Genomic DNA, 15,878 nt, shown 5'->3' on the forward strand with positions numbered 1-15,878 from the left:
ATTCCTTCGTGGCTGGGCGGTTAATGTGTGACATTTCAATATGGCTAAGATTGTAAAGCATTCCGGTCCCATGTCCAGTACAGAGTAACTTTTTCACTTGGGCAGCATCTCCCTTCATCCGGCCTGTCTTTATAGCGGTTGTTGCTTCTGCCATTAGCTGGTTTGACAATTTTTTCTATCATTTTCTCCTGGATCTTTTTTGCTATAAAGAATATGCTTAAATGCTTATAGACATATGCGAAAAATGGACATATGTAGTACCTGTAGGCCATTGAGGGCTTTTTGTGAGTCTTGTGTTTGTCAGGAAAGTCTTTTTTTGTTGTATTTTGTCGCTGTTTATTCCATTAATTGGTCGTTTTATAAGAATGGCGATTTGGTGGTGACAAACCCGGTTGCATTACCTGATGTAATTGTCGAGCAAAAATGATCGAGAGTTTATTGAGGTATATGGAAAAACAACCCTGGCTGTATATCGAGCATTGAGATTTGTTGAAATTTAAGAGGCTCCAGTTATGAAAATTGATGATTTAGAACAGATGGAAAGTGAAGATCTCAGTACCCTTTCTTCGGCTGAGCGCAGGAGGTTTCTGAAGATTGGTCTGGCCGTCACCGGCATGTATCTCGGAGGAAGTATCTTATCCCTGATCTCTGTTAAAAATGCTCATGCTGCAGGTGTTGTTCCAGAGGCTGGCACGTACCCGTACAATCCACATTACAGCATGGTCCTGAGAGAACACCTCTGTATCGACTGCGAGCGTTGCAAAGAGGCCTGTGTCAAGACTAATCATGTTCCGTCATACGGCTTCAGGACGACCATTCTTGAAAAACGCCGCTCTCTTGGCGAGGATAAGTCCGAGACGATTTTTGTACCAGTTCTCTGCAACCACTGTAATCGACCGCCGTGCGTACGGGTCTGTCCGACAACGGCAACGTGGAAAGATGAAAAAACCGGCATTGTTGTTATGGATCCGAGTCGTTGTATCGGCTGCAAAACCTGTATGGCTGCCTGTCCTTATAATGCCCGATATTTCAAGGAAGAAACAAGAGCTGTCGATAAATGTGATTTTTGTCTGCAGTCGCGATTATCGAAAGGGGAGACGAATCCAGCCTGTGTCGAAGCATGCCCGGCTGATGTACGAGTCTTCGGCAATTTAGCCGATCCGAAGAGCAGAGTTTTTCAGCTGGTGCATGCGCCGGATACCATGGTTTGGGTGCTTCGTCCGGAAACAGGCGCCGTTCCGAATGTATTTTATATAAATTCCTGAGCCGGAGTATATTCTCCGCTTTCCCGGTCCAGAGGACAGGGGAAGTGAAGATGCGATGGAGGAGAAAAAATGAAGAAAGTTTTTGTATTTGTCGTTGTTGGCGTAGTTCTGTTTTCCGGTGCCTTGCTCTTTGCTGCTGATAAAGCGGTGCCGGAGGATTATGACGAAGACACCTATGGCCCTAAAGACCCGATTGTGTGGGAGAAGCCTGTCAAAGCGGTCGTTTTTGATCATAAAGTGCATACCATGGAGGGTGGACTTGAATGCGACTCCTGCCATGATGAGCTGTTTCAGATGGAGGCGGGGGCAGCGCAGGAGAACGATGATTTCACCATGGCCACACTTTATGACGGCGGTTACTGCGGTGCCTGTCATGATGGTTCCACCGCCTTTGCTTCCAATACGCGTTGCACGGCCTGTCATATCGGCGTACGTGGATCTGACCGCCTGCAGGGTGATGCTGCAGCTGGCAAAAAAGCACACTGACCCGACCCACCCCGATAGGTTTGCACGATTCGGGATTCTTTATGGAACGACCTTTTACGTTGAAGGAGAAGAGCAATGAAAGGAAATAGTGCTGCCACAACATCTGCGCCATCAAACATGGCTGCGGCGAACAAACTGATGTGGTTGAGTCTTTTTTTTATTCTGATCGGTGTGTCGGGGGCGGTATATGCACAGATGGTCGGTCATCACCACGCCTTTGCCAATACCCGCGAGATGCCCTGGGGCATGCTTATCGGTGTCTATGCTTATTTTGCGATAATTTCGACGGGGCTGTGTGTGCTGGCCGCGTTTAGTCATGCCTTCGGGGGCAATCAGATGGCACCTCTGGCCAACAGGATGGTGTGGCTGTCCATCATCAGTCTGCTCGGTGCTTTCATGGTTATCGGCCTGGAAATCGAAAATCCATGGCGGATGCCGCTCGGGGTGATTTTATATCCTAATGTTACGTCCAATATCTGGTGGATGGGAACATTATACGGCATGGCCGTAGGCGTTATGTTCCTTGAACTTCTGCTGATACTTACCAAACGTTATAAACTGGCAATTTTTCTGGGGGTTATCGCGGCGATCACCGAAGCGCTGGCCAACAGTAATCTTGGGGCGGTTTTTGCATCTTTGCAGGCCAGGCCGTTCTGGTACGGGTCGCAACTGCCGGTATTTTTCCTGGCCTGTGCCGTCCTGTCCGGGGCTGCAGCCATCGTGATTTTTACGTATTTCAGTCATATCCTGCAAAAACGGCCCATGGATGAGCATACCTTTCGCGGCTTACAGACAGCCGGCAAGATAATGGTGCTCATGACTTTTCTCGTCACCCTGGCAACGCTGTGGAAATTCATCAATGCCTCAGTCAGTAACCAGGAGTTGGCCCTGGCCGCCGATTCGTTGCTGAAAGGCCCTCTGGCCATCAATTTCTGGGTTTTTGAAATTGGCATTGGCCTCATTCTGCCTGGTCTGCTTCTGGTTATAACTCGTCTAAAATCAATACATGTCCTCTCGGCTGCCGCTCTGATGATTCTTGTGGGACAATTCTTTTCCCGCTTTAACATGGTGGTCTCCGGTGAGATTGTCCCCTTTGACTATGAATACGTCGGCGTTCCGCAATATCTGTCCTACACCCCATCGATTGCCGAATATCTTCTCGTGATTGCCGGGCTCGGGGTTGTCGGCTTTGGCTTTGTTATTGGGGAACGTTTTTTTGATGAGACCTTTCACGCCGGATCGCATTGAGGATTCATCCCGGCGAAAGTCTTGCGGTATGGAGCAATAAAAAAACGGCCTCCCCCTTCTTTTCAGGGCAGGCCGTTTTTTATTGCCGACTCTTGTCGCTCTTGTGATTCATTCTTCCACGGGCACTTCGCTGATTATTTTTCGGTTGAACATAACCCGGGCCACATAGAGAAAGGGGGTGTCAACGACGGCGACAATGAGTTTAAGGACGTAGGTAGTGACGAGGATCTGGAGAAATTCGCTTTCAGGCAGCAGGCCCCAGAAGGCGATCGAGGTAAAAATAACCGAATCAAGCAACTGGCTGATTATGGTGCTGGCATTATTGCGCAGCCAGAGAAACCTGATTCCCGGAAAAAGCCTTTTCCATAAGTCATAGGCCCAGACGTCATGGAACTGGGAAATGGCGTAGGCGATCAGAGATGCCAGGGCAATCCTCGGCAGAATGGCAAAAATATTTTTCAGACTTTCCTGGATGAAATCGAACTCGTTAGGCTGAAACATCAGGGCAATCTGCATGATGAGTACGGTGGCTGCAAGGGAGAAAAATCCGATAAATACCGCCTTTTTTGCCGACTGTTTACCATAGTTCTCGGACAGAATATCGGTTACCAGAAAAGACGATGCATAGGTGATATTGCCAAGAGTTACGCCAATCGAGAGCAGATCGACCATTTTCAGGACCTGGATGTTGGCCAGAATGGTGGCAATGGGGATCCAGATGTACAGGCCCAGCTGACCGAAAAATCGGTAGGCAAGAAGAATTGCCGAGAAATTCGCCAGCAGCAGCAGGAGCCAGAGAGATTCGTTGGAAAGCGAATTCAAGAATAGAGAAAGCGTCGTCATACAAGAGCCTCAACCTCAATGTTTTTAACAGGACATACGGGAAATGCACAGATCGATGTGCACAATGCGGAGGCTAACTTGATGGGAACCAGACATGCTGCGTAAACATCGGTTTTGATAAGGCGGGTAGCCGAGACCGCCGTCGTATGCAGTCAGGAAAAATAGCAGATGCGGGAAAAGGGTGCAAGTTTGAAAAATGATGGCGTGGCACAATCTGCTCGGGGAAGATCGGATCAGGTCGTCGTCTCTACCATTTACACTGCTTTGATGACGACTAAGGTGATGTCGTCCTCCTGGGCCAGATCGCCTCTGAAAGTCGCCACTGCCGACACTATGGCATCACGAAGAGTTTGTGCAGAATCTTGTGCGTGGGCCAGGATAATTTTCTTGAGCCGCTGATGACCAAAAAGTTTTTCCTCCTTGTTGCGGGTCTCGTTAATGCCATCGGTGCCAATGAGAATGATATCACCTGCCTGGCATGGCGATGCCGTTTGACATGCAAAAACATAGTTCTCGTCCACGCCTAAAACAAGTCCCGGTCCATCAAGATGGGTAAACGTTTTCGATTGTGCCTGAAACACCATTGCCGGTTCATGTCCGGCACGGACCCATCGGAGTTCTTTTGTCCGGGGGGCGATCTCGAGAAAAAACATGGTCGTGAATCGGCCGGATTTTTCACAATCTCGCGCTATGTACCTATTCACTTCAAAAAGTAACTGCGCCGGATTCTGATAGTTTTTAACTGCCGAGGTAAGAAAGGCCCGAACCGAAACCATGAGCATCGCCGCCCCGACACCGTGACCGCAGGCATCGGCGACAGCAATGCCCAGCTTTTCATCCGGAAGCTGAAAATAATCATAGTAATCGCCTCCTGTCTGATCGCAGTAGATGGAGCTGCCGCTGATATCAAAACCGTTTAGATCGGGGCTGTGGCTGGGGAGGAGGTTCTGCTGCACCTCCTCGGCCAGTTTGAGCGAGTTGACCAGTTCGAAGCGGTGTCTCAGCCCGTCGATCATATGGTTGGTATGGCCGGCAATGATGCCGAATTCATCCTGGGTTGCAACGGGTACCTTGGTGGAAAGATCTCCCTGGCTGACTTGTTCCAGGACCCTGGTCTGATTGTTGAAAAGAAGTTTCAGGTTGCGGGAGTAGGCGAAGATGAGGTTGACAATCAAAACCATGAGCACCGCCATGATGAACAGCACCTCGGAGGTGACCGAGAGTTGTGCTGCACGGATCGATTCTTCGTCCTGCGCCGTTTGGGTCAGCCAATCGATATCTTGCGTAAAAACCAGGATGAGGACGAGCGAGACAAAGATAGATGCGGTAATTGCAACGAAGGTGAATCTGCGGGTAATGGGAAAAAGCCGTTTCGGCAGGGGGGAAATAGCCTCTTCCTGCGGTGTTTTGAGGATTATTTTCTGCTCCTGGGCCAGGGCGGAGTCGAGACCGATAAAAAAGCCGGCAATACTGCAGCCGATGAACATGGAAGCGACACTGGAAAGGGGGACTCTGTAGATAAAAAAGTCATAAATGTTTATGAGAATTCCAGCCGCAAAGCAGAGTGACAATTCGAGAATGAATATTCGCCTGGGTTGATCCATCTCCCCGGCGGCGGTGATGTAACGCCTGTGCAGTAAAGGCCTGAAGAAAAGTACGGCCAGAAAGCTCGACAGGATTATGATCCCCAATTGCCCGGGGGATAACGTCGCGAGAAACGGTCAGACTTGTCCACCGTAATAGGTCAGCGCGAGAATTGCAAACGTGTACTGGACAAGGATTCGCATATTTTCTTAGCCCGGAAAAAGTAACTCTGGGAGCTCCTCCTGCCGGGCAGGAGGAGCTGTTGTCCAGGTTTCCTGATTTTGTGGTGCAAGGATACCCTGTTCTGCGCGAGTGTCAACTCTTGTTAGGGTTGAAGTATTTGAATTTCTGCTCGTTGAGGATATTGTCGACAGAAAGCATATTGCCTTTCATGTAGAAGATATTCGGTTTGGTGTCATCCTCGGGACGAATGACCCAGACCTGTTCTTCAATCTGGTGCACCAGTTTATAGACTATATTTTCCGGATCGGTGAGGTTGCCAAATGTTCTCGCGCCGGTAGGACATGCGGATGAGCAGGCGGTCTCTTTTTCACCTTTCGACAGTCGCGTTTCCCAGCAGAAATCGCATTTGTCAACCGCCCGCCTTTCAACACTGAAATATCTCGCATCGTAGGGACAGGCGAGCATACAGGTTTTGCAGCCGATACATTTCTTGCTTTCCATACGGACAATGCCGGTAACCGGATCTTTATACGTAGCCCTTGTCGGGCAGGCGCGTACGCACGGGGCGTTGTTGCACTGGTTGCAGAGCACCGGAATAAACTCGACCTGTTTGTCGAGCGTGTCGGTGTATCTTTTAGAGAGTATCCGGGTTCGGTAGTTCTCCTCCGGGACATGGTTGGTCGTATTACAGGCCTCGACACAGAGCTCACAGTCGATACACAGTGACTGGCGAATAACCATGCTGTAGTGCGGATTATATGGGTATTTCTTAATAGAACCGACTCCATTGGCTGCGTGTGCCGTGCCGATCACCGAAGTAAGCGACAGTATTTTCCCTCCGGCGTATACCCCGACGACAGCGAGACCAAGCTTCAGGAATTTTCTTCTTTCCTTGACGGTGACCGAATCGGTACCTTCATTTTTTAAATTATCAAAGCCTATTTTGGGAAACTTCATGATATGTATCCTTTTTCCTGTTGGTTCAATGTGGTGTGTTCAATGATCTGTCCTGAGCCTTCTTTCTCTTCCCGGCTCACTTCTGCTTCGCCGGGAAGGGGGATAGTGTGACACGAGATAGGCTCAGTTCAGTTACCAGATTCTATGGTGACGTTTCATCGCATCTTCTTCGGTTTCGCCGGCTTCCATAAAGTGGATGGCGCCACAACCCGGGCAGATGTACCCGCCATCAGGAACAATCTCATGTTTTTCGAGCTGATGGCCGTTGAGCACTTTTTCTCCGGCAAAGTAGGCAAGCGCGATAAAGCCGATGCCAAAGAGTGATGCCATGATCTCGTGCAACGTCGGGGTGTAGGTAAGAAGATTCGCCGCCTCGACTACCCCGAGGGAGTGATAGACCGACTCCATCTGGCCCGGAATAACAATATCATAACGCATATAAAAGATGCCGATCAGCATCAAACCTGTTGCCCACAGAATCAGGTTGAAATTATTGCCCCTGGAACGAATCAGGAGATACAACGGCAGAAACATCCCCAGAAAAACTTCAAAGACCCAGAAATTGACGGCAAAATCACCGGTCAGCATGGACATGAGCACCAGCTGTTTTCCTTCCGAGACCATGCCCGTCAGTATTTTCCAGATGGTGAAGAAAATTATTACGGAAATCATGAAAATGGTCAGCTGCGTCACGGCTTTTACTGCCCGCTCCATCCGCTGATTCATTATTTCAGGATTAATTTTCCAGCCAAGCGCGGTGAAAAAAAGAATTGCGCAGCCGCCTGACATTGCCGCGGAAAAAATAAAATATATGGGCAGGTACGGGCCATACCAGAAGGGGCGGCCGTGCAGCATGCCAAAGACCGCACCAAGGTTACTATGGGCGGCCACACCGACCACCAGACCGAAAAAACCCATTAATCTCGACATGGAGTGATTCTGGTCAAGCAGGAAATAATACTCAATCATCATGAAGACCAGGTAGGCACCATACAGCGTACCCATCCACCACATGTTGGAAACGAGGTTTGGTGAAAAAACATTCCAGATCGCCATTCTGAAGGGGTTCTCAATATCAAAGAAGATGATGCAGAACCCGCCGAACATAAAGACAATCGACATAAAAACCGCCCTTTTGGCAATAGGCATAAATGCCTCGCCGCCAAAGACATGGCCGACAGATGAGACGATACAGAGCCCTGTAGACGTAACGACACAGAAGATATATGCGGCAATCAGCAGTCCCCAGGAAATCTCTCTGGTAACCCCGTAAACGTGGTGATATCCCACGTACAGTGCGTGCAATCCAAAGGCGAGTCCTGCCAGGGTCATCAGTAGAAAAAAGCCCATTATCATTTTATATCCGGGACTGGCTTCCTTCAGGGCAGTGATCCCATGGAATCCCCATTTTTTTGAAATATTAACAATTCTGCCGGTCATTTTTTCCTCTCTAAATTTTTGTTTATTGCCCGATACTATGCTTCGTTCCCTTGTTGTCTATGAGAACGAGCCTGTTCGCAGTTAACGGTTCTCAGGAATTCTTTTTTGCGTGTGTCTCTTTTTCGGCTGTGCCGTTCGCTTTTTGCTCTAAACCTTTTACCCCAATATGACAGACGGTGCACCGCGTCAGATAGCCAAAAGCCTGTGAGGAGTCATGGCATGTGCCGCAGTATTTTTTGTGAAGATCCACCAGATATTGCCTTTTTTCCGCTGGGTTCTCCGATTTAAAGGGCTGCACCGCTTCAATACCACCCTGTTTCATGGTAAAAACTTTTTTATGGCAGGACTCACAGGCAAGTTTAGCCTTGCCGGTATGAATCGAGTGATCGAAGACCACCGTTTTTACCGGTTGGGTGAAAACGATCTTCTCTGTTGGCGGGAAGTGGCAGGAGGCACACTGGGTTGAAGAGTCAAACGCGTCGTTGCCGTTATGACAGGCGCCGCAGAATTTACCTTGAGCCATCTCCTCCATGGTAAACGTTTCCCGTTTCGATTCTTCTTTTGATTCCATGGCGAACAGATCGTCATGGCATGCGGCACAGTCAAGGCCTGCATCCATGGTATGTATCTTATGGTCAAAAGTGGCTCTGGCGGGCTTTTCCCACACAATAGGCGCTTCAGGACCATAGGTGTCAGGATCGTAGGTCTCGTCAGCCAGCGCATTGCCGGTGATCAGGAGAAAGGCTGAAAGGAGGAACAAACATTTCTTCAGTAAAGGGGTGTGGGTCATTGCGGTGCTCCGGTAGAAATTAATCTGCAAGGTTTTCATAGTTTTTGGTCAGACCTCAATTAAATAAAAATGCACCGGGCTTAGCAAAATAAGCGGGGCATCTCATTAAATTTTTTTATTAAGTTGCGCTACACGCTCAGCGGCGTCAATGATATTTTGGAGAATTTTTGTTTCTTCCCTGCCTATTCCGACTTCCCGATAAGAATCGGCCAACAATTGAGCATAGTTAATGATTCCATTTGATAAGTTTGTACTTTCATTAAGAATAATTGCCAGCTCCTCGTTTCGAACCTGCTGTGTATCGACAACCGGTGGCTGGTTTGCGCCGGTTTTAAGGTGCGTATTGACCGCGTCTACAACCTGACCGATTTCGGCACAGGCGTCCTGAGAATAGGTGAATCCGTTATCAAGCACATGGGGGTCGTCAGTCTGTGCCGCAAGATGGAATAAGGGCACCATGGTCTTTTTATAGAGAAAGAGCAGGGAAAAGCTCAAAAGACAGATCACTGCCCCGAGAGCACCTATCATTACGGTTTGGAACTGCATAAGCTTGGCCCGCATCTGGCTGACAATGATCCGGTCGAAATGCATCAGGTATTCCGCCAGGATACGCATTTTATTCTGCAGGCTGAGGCTGTAGGCCGTCTTGTCACTGCTCGATGCAATTTCCTTGGAAGCTATGGCAAGGCCGGAAAGATCAAGCTCTTTTGCCATATCCAGCCGGTATTCGCCCGGGATAAGGCTGTTTTCCTGAATTCTTGCCAGGGCAGAATTGAGGTTTTTGAGCTGGTCGGCCGCACTGACAGTCTTCGCCCAGTCTTTTTCGATAAGAGAAGCCGTTATCTGTTCGCGGACAGTAGCGAACTGAAAGATCATTTCTTCACTCTGGATGATGATTGCGTTGTAACTTTCCGTTAGCTGATATTGCCGTATGCCGAGAATTATAACGAAAATCAGCAGGACAATCACCCCGGTAAAAGCTATATAGCCCGTTTTTTTTAAGGATTGCATGCACTAATCCTTTTTGCGCTTGGAGTGGAGACAGCTATCGGCTGCGGGACAGGTTTTGCATTGATGGGTTTCCTTAATTCCGGCCTGGATTTTATCGGTAAAATGACACGACATGATGATTTCAAAATCCTCCTCATCAAGCGTTTCAACGTCCAGAAGGATAGCCGCGAGCTGCTTTAACAGATAATATTTTTCCTTGAGGATGGTAACTGCATCTTCACTGCAGGTTTCAAGCAGATCGTTGATCTCCTGATCAACAGCCTCCGCAGTTTTATTGCTCATTTCCATTCGTCTTGCGGCACCGCCGAGAAAACCGCCATCATCGAGGATCAATGCCTGCGGTCCGATAACCTGGCTCATCCCCCATTTGCAAATCATATTGGTCGCAAGCTCCGTTGCCTGAACAATATCGCCCTGGGCTCCTGTTGTCCTCTGCTGAAAGGCGATCTCTTCGGCGGCTCTTCCGCCCATGAGGATGGTGATTCTGCTTCTCAGGTAATCGTAGGAATAACTGCTTCGATCGCTCACCGAGAGTTGCTGGGTCTGGCCGAGGGCACGGCCTCGCGGGATTATGGTTATTTTATGGATTGGGTCTGAGTTGGGCAGCAGCTTGGCAATAATAGCGTGGCCGGCCTCGTGGTAGGCCAGCGACATGCGGTCCTCTTCGGAGATGATTAATCCTTTGCGCTCAACCCCCATTAAGATACGATCCAGGGCATGTTCAAAATCAACATATTCGACGATATTCTTGCCATCTCTGGCGGCCATGAGAGCGGCCTCGTTAACTAAATTAGCGAGCTCCGCGCCGGTAAAACCGGGGACCATCCGGGCAATTCTGCCCATGTCAAAATCCGGAGCGAGAGCGACCTTGGCACCATGAACTTCAAGAATCTGTTTTCTTCCTTTGGTGTCTGGCGGTAAGATATTAACCTGTCGGTCGAACCGACCGGGGCGGCGTAAAGCCGGATCAAGAATATCGGGCCTGTTCGTTGCAGCAAGAACAACGATGGTATCGGAGGTGCTGAAGCCATCCATTTCAACAAGCAGAGCATTGAGCGTCTGGCTTCGTTCATCCTGACCACTGGCTGTTTCCCCGCCGGCGCGTCTGCCGCCGACGGCATCTATTTCATCGATAAAAATTATACAGGGTGACTTGGTTTTGGCTTCCCTGAAGATATCTCTGACCCGGGAGGCGCCGACGCCGACAAACATCTCAACGAAATCTGAGCCGCTGAAACTGTAGAATGGCACTTGGGCCTCTCCGGCTATTGCCCTGGCCAGCAGCGTCTTGCCGGTTCCAGGCGGACCCTGCAGCAGAATACCTTTGGGACTGACTGCACCTATCTGGCTGTACTGATTTGGATTTTTTAAAAAACTGACAATTTCCTGCAGGTCTTCCAGGGCTTCAGGCAACCCTGCGACATCATCGAAAGTTATCGGTTTGCGATCGCCATCAGGCAGGATGAGCTTGTCTGACGCGAATTTTTGAACATCCTCCTCACTCTTTTTTTTCCTGTTTAAGGAAATTATAACCGTGAGAGCGAGCAGGATGATATAGGCCAGGGCTACACCCTGAAAGATCTGGTCGGATCTGTCTTTTTCAAAACTAATCTGAATATTTTTTCCCTGCAGTTCGGAAATGAGTTTTTCGGCATTGGGTACTATGGTTTCATAGCGGTCTCCATCAACATGCTGCACGATAACCCTGTTGCCGATAAAGGTAATTTGGGAAATATCATGGTTGGCCAGACAATATCGAAACTCACTGTAGGTAACCGTTCGCAATTTATGTTCAATATTCCAGATGCCGTAGCTGAGAGCGAGCAGTACGGTAAACATAAAAAACAGTATGAGATTGCGAACTAAAATGGCCATCTGATTATTTGCGACTCCAGACTGTCTGCATATGTTCAGCTGATTGAAAAGCGACCCGGGTGTGTTTGGTGAGAAACGTAAAAAAACTCACGACAATAGTGAAATCGCCGTGAGTTGTTAGAATACTCTATAAAACCTAAAATTCACATACTTCCAGAGAGCGCACCGAACATACTTTTAATAAGGGCAATGGGACCACCGGTCGAAATCACCGCACTGGAGAGACAGATAATCCCCCAGATTCCAATTATTACTGCAAAAGCGCCGGTTATACCCATGCCTAATTTATACAGTTCGCTGCTGGTTTGTTGAATTTCATGCACAGTTGGGATTGCCGCTGTTTTTTCTCTGGCGATTGCTTTTGGTTCCATGTAAGACACCTTTTAGTATGCTATTTATTTCTCAGATGACCTGAGGGAGACGGAAAATTAATTGCTCAATGCTGTAAAGAGATTGCTTAAGAGTTGAAATGGCCCACCGCTGTTCATGATGCCGGCGATGAGACAGACAACCGCCCAGCAGCCAATGATGCCTGCAGCAGCAGCAATGGTATATATGCCTATCTTGGATATTTCTGTGGAAACATCAACTTTCTGATGGACACTGCTTTGGGTTTTTTCTGCAGAGAGTATCGATTTCATTGGGGGCCTCCGGGCTATTGTGAAATAAAATTTACCCGCTGATAGCGGTAATTAAATTTGACACGAGTCCGACCGGACCGCCGCTGCTGATAACACCTGAGACGAGACAGACAACCGCCCAGCAGCCAATCAGCAGGGAAGCCGTCCCGATTGCACCAACCGCCAGCTTGTCATTGCCAATGTTGGCAGTAGTCTGGGCAGCACTTTTTTCTTTGGTTAATGTAGTTGCTTTATTCATGGCTTCCTCCTGTTTAGGTGACTGGAATGCACGCTGTGTAGGGCTTCATTCTTTGTCTACCTATTCGCATGTTTCGTGCCACTTTTGTGGCAATTATGGTCTGAAGTCTAGGAGTTCGCTAAGGTGTTGATATTAAGTGAATATTTAGCTTAGTGCAGGCGAAGGGATTGGTTGGGCGCTAACAAGTGCGGGGCGGGGTGTTGTGTCGCAATAGTGTTGCGTTTGAAATACATGTGTTGCATATGTGTTTCGTGCAGCACATATGCAACACATGTATTTGTCGTTAATTGCTGTGTGGTGTGGCGGTGGGAGCGGCAGTTTCGTCAACAATTCCGAGTCGCCGTATTTTGCGATAAAGGGTGGAACGGTCAATGCCCAGCATACGGGACGCCTTTGCTTTATTACCATGGGCACGTTTGATTGCCTCGATAATTTCATCCTTTTCACTGACAAACGGCAACAGGGCAGCCCTTGGTTGCGTTGGCAACTGAAGGGTTGCCGGGTCATCGTCATAAGGCACTGGACGTTGAATTTCTTCGGGGAAATGGTCAAGAGAAATAGTTGTACCCGCGCATAAGACACAGGCTCTTTCAATAACATGTCGAAGTTCACGGACATTGCCCGGCCAGGAATATCGAACCAGTCCTGCCATTGCCTGATCAGAGATGCCGTAAATATTACGTTTAAGCTTATCGCGAAAGAGCGAGAGAAAGTGATGGGCCAGAATAGGAATGGAATCCTTGATAGTGCGCAGTGGTGGTAATTGTACCTCCACAACTTTCAGCCGATAATAGAGATCTTCGCGAAAACTGCCTTCTTTTATTTTCTGCCGTAGATCGACATTGGTTGCCGCGATGATCCGTACGTCAACTTCGACAGGAGTGTCCTGACCTACTGGAGTAAAAGTTTTTTCCTGCAGGAAGCGAAGCAGGCGTAATTGCATACGTGGCGAAATATCGCCGATTTCATCGAGGAAAAGAGTTCCTTTGTCGGCGAGTATAAGCCTTCCCTGACGATCGGAACTCGCCCCGGTGAAGGAACCTTTCTTATGGCCGAAAAGTTCACTTTCCAGTAATTCCTCGGAAATTGCAGCGCAATCCACTTTGATAAGCGGTCTGTCCCGCCGCATACTTTCGGCATGCAACGCTTCTGCCGCCAGTTCCTTGCCTGTGCCCGATTCTCCGGTGACGAGAACCGCGGTATCCACTTTACCGACATTTTCAATTAAGGTGTAGATGCCATGCAGGCTGGCACTGGAGCCGACATAGCCGTGGAAATAATTTCTGGAACCAGTATCAATGACGGGTGTCGGGAGAGTAATATCCCTGGCAACGATAACGACTCCGTCGAATTCGTCTGAACCGTCTTTCAATGGCGCCGCATTGAGACTGATAATTCGCAGATTGCCGTCGCGCTTTCGCGACTCAATCTGGTGTTCCCGAACAGCCTGGCCGCTGGCCAGGACCTGTTGTGCGTCCTGGAGACAGGCCCTGCCCATTTCGCTTTGATAGGATTGCAGATCTTTCTGCCGAAGAGAAGAAGAGTAGCGCAGCCATTGCTTGGCCGTTTCGTTGAGTTGGACTATCTGCAGGTCATTATCTATAGTAATAATGGCATCCCGCACCGAACTGAAAATCGTTTCGAGATAGCGTTTGAATTTATCGTTTTCCTGCTGCAGCTTTTTCTTTTCATTTTCAAGTTCCCAGTGCTTCAGGGCCTGCCGGACAAATTTAAGCAGCGTCTCCTTGTTCACCGGTTTGGAGATATAGTCAAATGCCCCGTATCGAACTGCCGCCGCCGCACTGTCAAGATTGGGAAAGCCGGTGATCATGACAACGGGACACTCGATACCGGATTCCCTGATGGCATGGAGCAGGTCGGTTCCTTTCTTTTCTTCGAGTACTATGTCGCTGATTATAAGATCGAACTTCTGCTTTTTGATGGCCGCAAGCGCTTCATCGAAGGTGGAGGCGGTCGTGATCGGGCCATAGCCGTCACGGGCAAGAAACATCTCAAAAGTAAGCCGGATACTCTGTTCATCGTCGACTATCAGGATGCGGCTGTCCTTTTCCTGGGGACTCTGGTCGTCCATGTCAGATCCCCGTTAGCGGAAGTTCAATCAGCATCCTGGTATACTGGTGCATAATTGAATCAACCTTGATTATGCCTCCGTGGTCCTGGACGATGCCATAACTAATGCTCAATCCCAGGCCGGTCCCTTTGCCTGACGGTTTGGTGGTAAAAAACGGATCAAACAGCCTTTTGAGGATTCCCTGGGGTATACCGGTACCGGTATCTTTAATGCAGATCTGAATAATCGGCTGGTTGTTTTCATCAACCATTGTCTGGCAGCTGATATCAATTTGCTTGTCGGGTGAGGTGTCGGGGTACCTCTCATTGAGGGCAAACCGGGCATTGCTGATGATATTCAGGATCACCTGCTGTAATTGGGTGAAATTGCCCAACACCTGACATGGGCCTTTCGGATACTGTTCCTTTATTTTGATGCCGTCTTTTTTACACTGATGCTGGACGAGAGAGATACTGTCTTTGATGACCTGAATGATGTCTATCGGTTCATTGCTGTTGCCGCTGTCCCGGGCAAAGGAGAGGAGGTTTTTGGTGATCAGGGCAATTCTTTCACCTTCATTGACTATCCTCTGTAAAAGTTCGGCCTGAAGCGAATTCTTTTCACTGTCATCAAGGAGCAGCTGGGCAAAATTAATGATGCCGGTGATGGGATTATTGACCTCGTGGGCGACTCCGGCGGCAAGTTCACCAATCGCGGCCATCTGGGCTGTTCTGAGTGAGTCGGCCTTGCGCATTTCATCGCCGGTGAGTTCCCGCGCGATCAGCAGGATTTTCTGAACGGTGCCATCCTTGTCCTTGACGGGGGATATTGTCAGAAGATACTCGCCACCAAAGCCGGGAAGCGTCGTTTCCTCAACCCGTGATGAACAGGTCGTGAGAAAATCCTCAAGTGGGCATTTAAGATGCGGCGAGCTCCCGCCATGAATAATTTTGCAGATCCCCTGGCCAAGAATTTCATAGGATTTTTTTTTGGCCGCATGCAGGGCAGCCTTGTTTGCATCAATAATAATGCCGTCAGGTGTGACAACCAGAACGGGGTCCTGGATAGCCTGAAAAAGCTCGTTCTCTACACCGGTGAGGCAAAGCATAGGCGGTGGCATATGATTCTGGGTAGAAATGGATGGTTATACTATGTCTTCTTTAAACACCCCTGTCACTGTAATGGGATCTGCATGGATTTGCAACCTTGATGGCGTCGGACAAAGCAATCAGAGGAGTCAGCCGGG

General features: G+C 48.9%; 15 protein-coding genes and 1 pseudogene. 3 read left to right on the top strand and 13 right to left on the bottom strand.

Annotation, left to right across the window (positions count from 1 at the left end):
- Positions 1-512 precede the first annotated feature (512 nt).
- From FCL47_RS19410 to nrfD (FCL47_RS19420), 3 genes are all read left to right on the top strand, one after another.
- Positions 513-1,265: a 4Fe-4S dicluster domain-containing protein gene (locus FCL47_RS19410; protein WP_136815377.1), complete on the top strand. Its 753-nt coding sequence runs from the start codon at positions 513-515 to the stop codon at positions 1,263-1,265.
- A gap of 69 nt (positions 1,266-1,334) precedes the next feature.
- Positions 1,335-1,751, top strand: coding sequence for a cytochrome c3 family protein (locus tag FCL47_RS19415; protein WP_136815378.1), 417 nt, complete (start codon positions 1,335-1,337; stop codon positions 1,749-1,751).
- 75 nt (positions 1,752-1,826) lie between these two features.
- Positions 1,827-2,999, top strand: coding sequence for an NrfD/PsrC family molybdoenzyme membrane anchor subunit (nrfD, locus tag FCL47_RS19420; protein WP_136815379.1), 1,173 nt, complete (start codon positions 1,827-1,829; stop codon positions 2,997-2,999).
- A 108-nt stretch (positions 3,000-3,107) separates the two neighbouring features.
- Here the strand turns inward: nrfD (FCL47_RS19420) and FCL47_RS19425 are convergent, their stop codons facing one another.
- The 13 genes and pseudogenes from FCL47_RS19425 to FCL47_RS19480 form a co-directional block, all read right to left on the bottom strand.
- Positions 3,108-3,842: a queuosine precursor transporter gene (locus tag FCL47_RS19425; RefSeq protein ID WP_136815380.1), complete on the bottom strand. Its 735-nt coding sequence runs from the start codon at positions 3,840-3,842 to the stop codon at positions 3,108-3,110.
- A gap of 254 nt (positions 3,843-4,096) precedes the next feature.
- The gene (locus tag FCL47_RS19430) at positions 4,097-5,035 is read right to left on the bottom strand and encodes a PP2C family protein-serine/threonine phosphatase (protein WP_370459583.1); all 939 of its coding nucleotides are present in this window, start codon (positions 5,033-5,035) and stop codon (positions 4,097-4,099) included.
- Positions 5,036-5,050: 15 nt separating this feature from the next.
- Positions 5,051-5,551: pseudogene (locus FCL47_RS25735) on the bottom strand (hypothetical protein); the annotation flags it as partial.
- A gap of 190 nt (positions 5,552-5,741) precedes the next feature.
- On the bottom strand, positions 5,742-6,566 hold the full coding sequence (locus FCL47_RS19435) for a 4Fe-4S dicluster domain-containing protein (RefSeq protein ID WP_136815382.1): 825 nt from the start codon (positions 6,564-6,566) through the stop codon (positions 5,742-5,744).
- Positions 6,567-6,698: 132 nt separating this feature from the next.
- Positions 6,699-8,006 (bottom strand): NrfD/PsrC family molybdoenzyme membrane anchor subunit, encoded by a 1,308-nt coding sequence (nrfD, locus tag FCL47_RS19440; RefSeq protein WP_136815383.1) that lies wholly within the window; start codon positions 8,004-8,006, stop codon positions 6,699-6,701.
- A 91-nt stretch (positions 8,007-8,097) separates the two neighbouring features.
- Complete coding sequence (locus tag FCL47_RS19445) at positions 8,098-8,796, bottom strand: c(7)-type cytochrome triheme domain-containing protein (RefSeq protein ID WP_167496578.1); 699 nt, start codon at positions 8,794-8,796, stop codon at positions 8,098-8,100.
- Positions 8,797-8,901: 105 nt separating this feature from the next.
- Positions 8,902-9,807, bottom strand: coding sequence for a hypothetical protein (locus tag FCL47_RS19450; protein ID WP_136815385.1), 906 nt, complete (start codon positions 9,805-9,807; stop codon positions 8,902-8,904).
- 3 nt (positions 9,808-9,810) lie between these two features.
- Positions 9,811-11,682, bottom strand: coding sequence for an ATP-dependent zinc metalloprotease FtsH (gene ftsH, locus FCL47_RS19455; RefSeq protein WP_136815386.1), 1,872 nt, complete (start codon positions 11,680-11,682; stop codon positions 9,811-9,813).
- A gap of 143 nt (positions 11,683-11,825) precedes the next feature.
- Positions 11,826-12,053 carry a hypothetical protein gene (locus tag FCL47_RS19460; protein ID WP_136815387.1) on the bottom strand — a complete coding sequence of 76 codons (228 nt, stop codon included), beginning with the start codon at positions 12,051-12,053 and terminating at the stop codon, positions 11,826-11,828.
- 57 nt (positions 12,054-12,110) lie between these two features.
- Positions 12,111-12,323 (bottom strand): hypothetical protein, encoded by a 213-nt coding sequence (locus tag FCL47_RS19465; protein ID WP_136815388.1) that lies wholly within the window; start codon positions 12,321-12,323, stop codon positions 12,111-12,113.
- 31 nt (positions 12,324-12,354) lie between these two features.
- Positions 12,355-12,561 carry a hypothetical protein gene (locus FCL47_RS19470; protein WP_136815389.1) on the bottom strand — a complete coding sequence of 69 codons (207 nt, stop codon included), beginning with the start codon at positions 12,559-12,561 and terminating at the stop codon, positions 12,355-12,357.
- 283 nt (positions 12,562-12,844) lie between these two features.
- Positions 12,845-14,653, bottom strand: a complete 1,809-nt coding sequence (locus tag FCL47_RS19475) for a sigma 54-interacting transcriptional regulator (RefSeq protein ID WP_136815390.1) — start codon at positions 14,651-14,653, stop codon at positions 12,845-12,847.
- Between the two features lies 1 nt (position 14,654).
- Positions 14,655-15,752, bottom strand: a complete 1,098-nt coding sequence (locus FCL47_RS19480) for a PAS domain-containing sensor histidine kinase (RefSeq protein ID WP_136815391.1) — start codon at positions 15,750-15,752, stop codon at positions 14,655-14,657.
- Between the last annotated feature and the right edge of the window lie 126 nt (positions 15,753-15,878).

The organism is Desulfopila sp. IMCC35006, assembly GCF_005116645.1.
GTDB lineage: Bacteria > Desulfobacterota > Desulfobulbia > Desulfobulbales > Desulfocapsaceae > Desulforhopalus_A.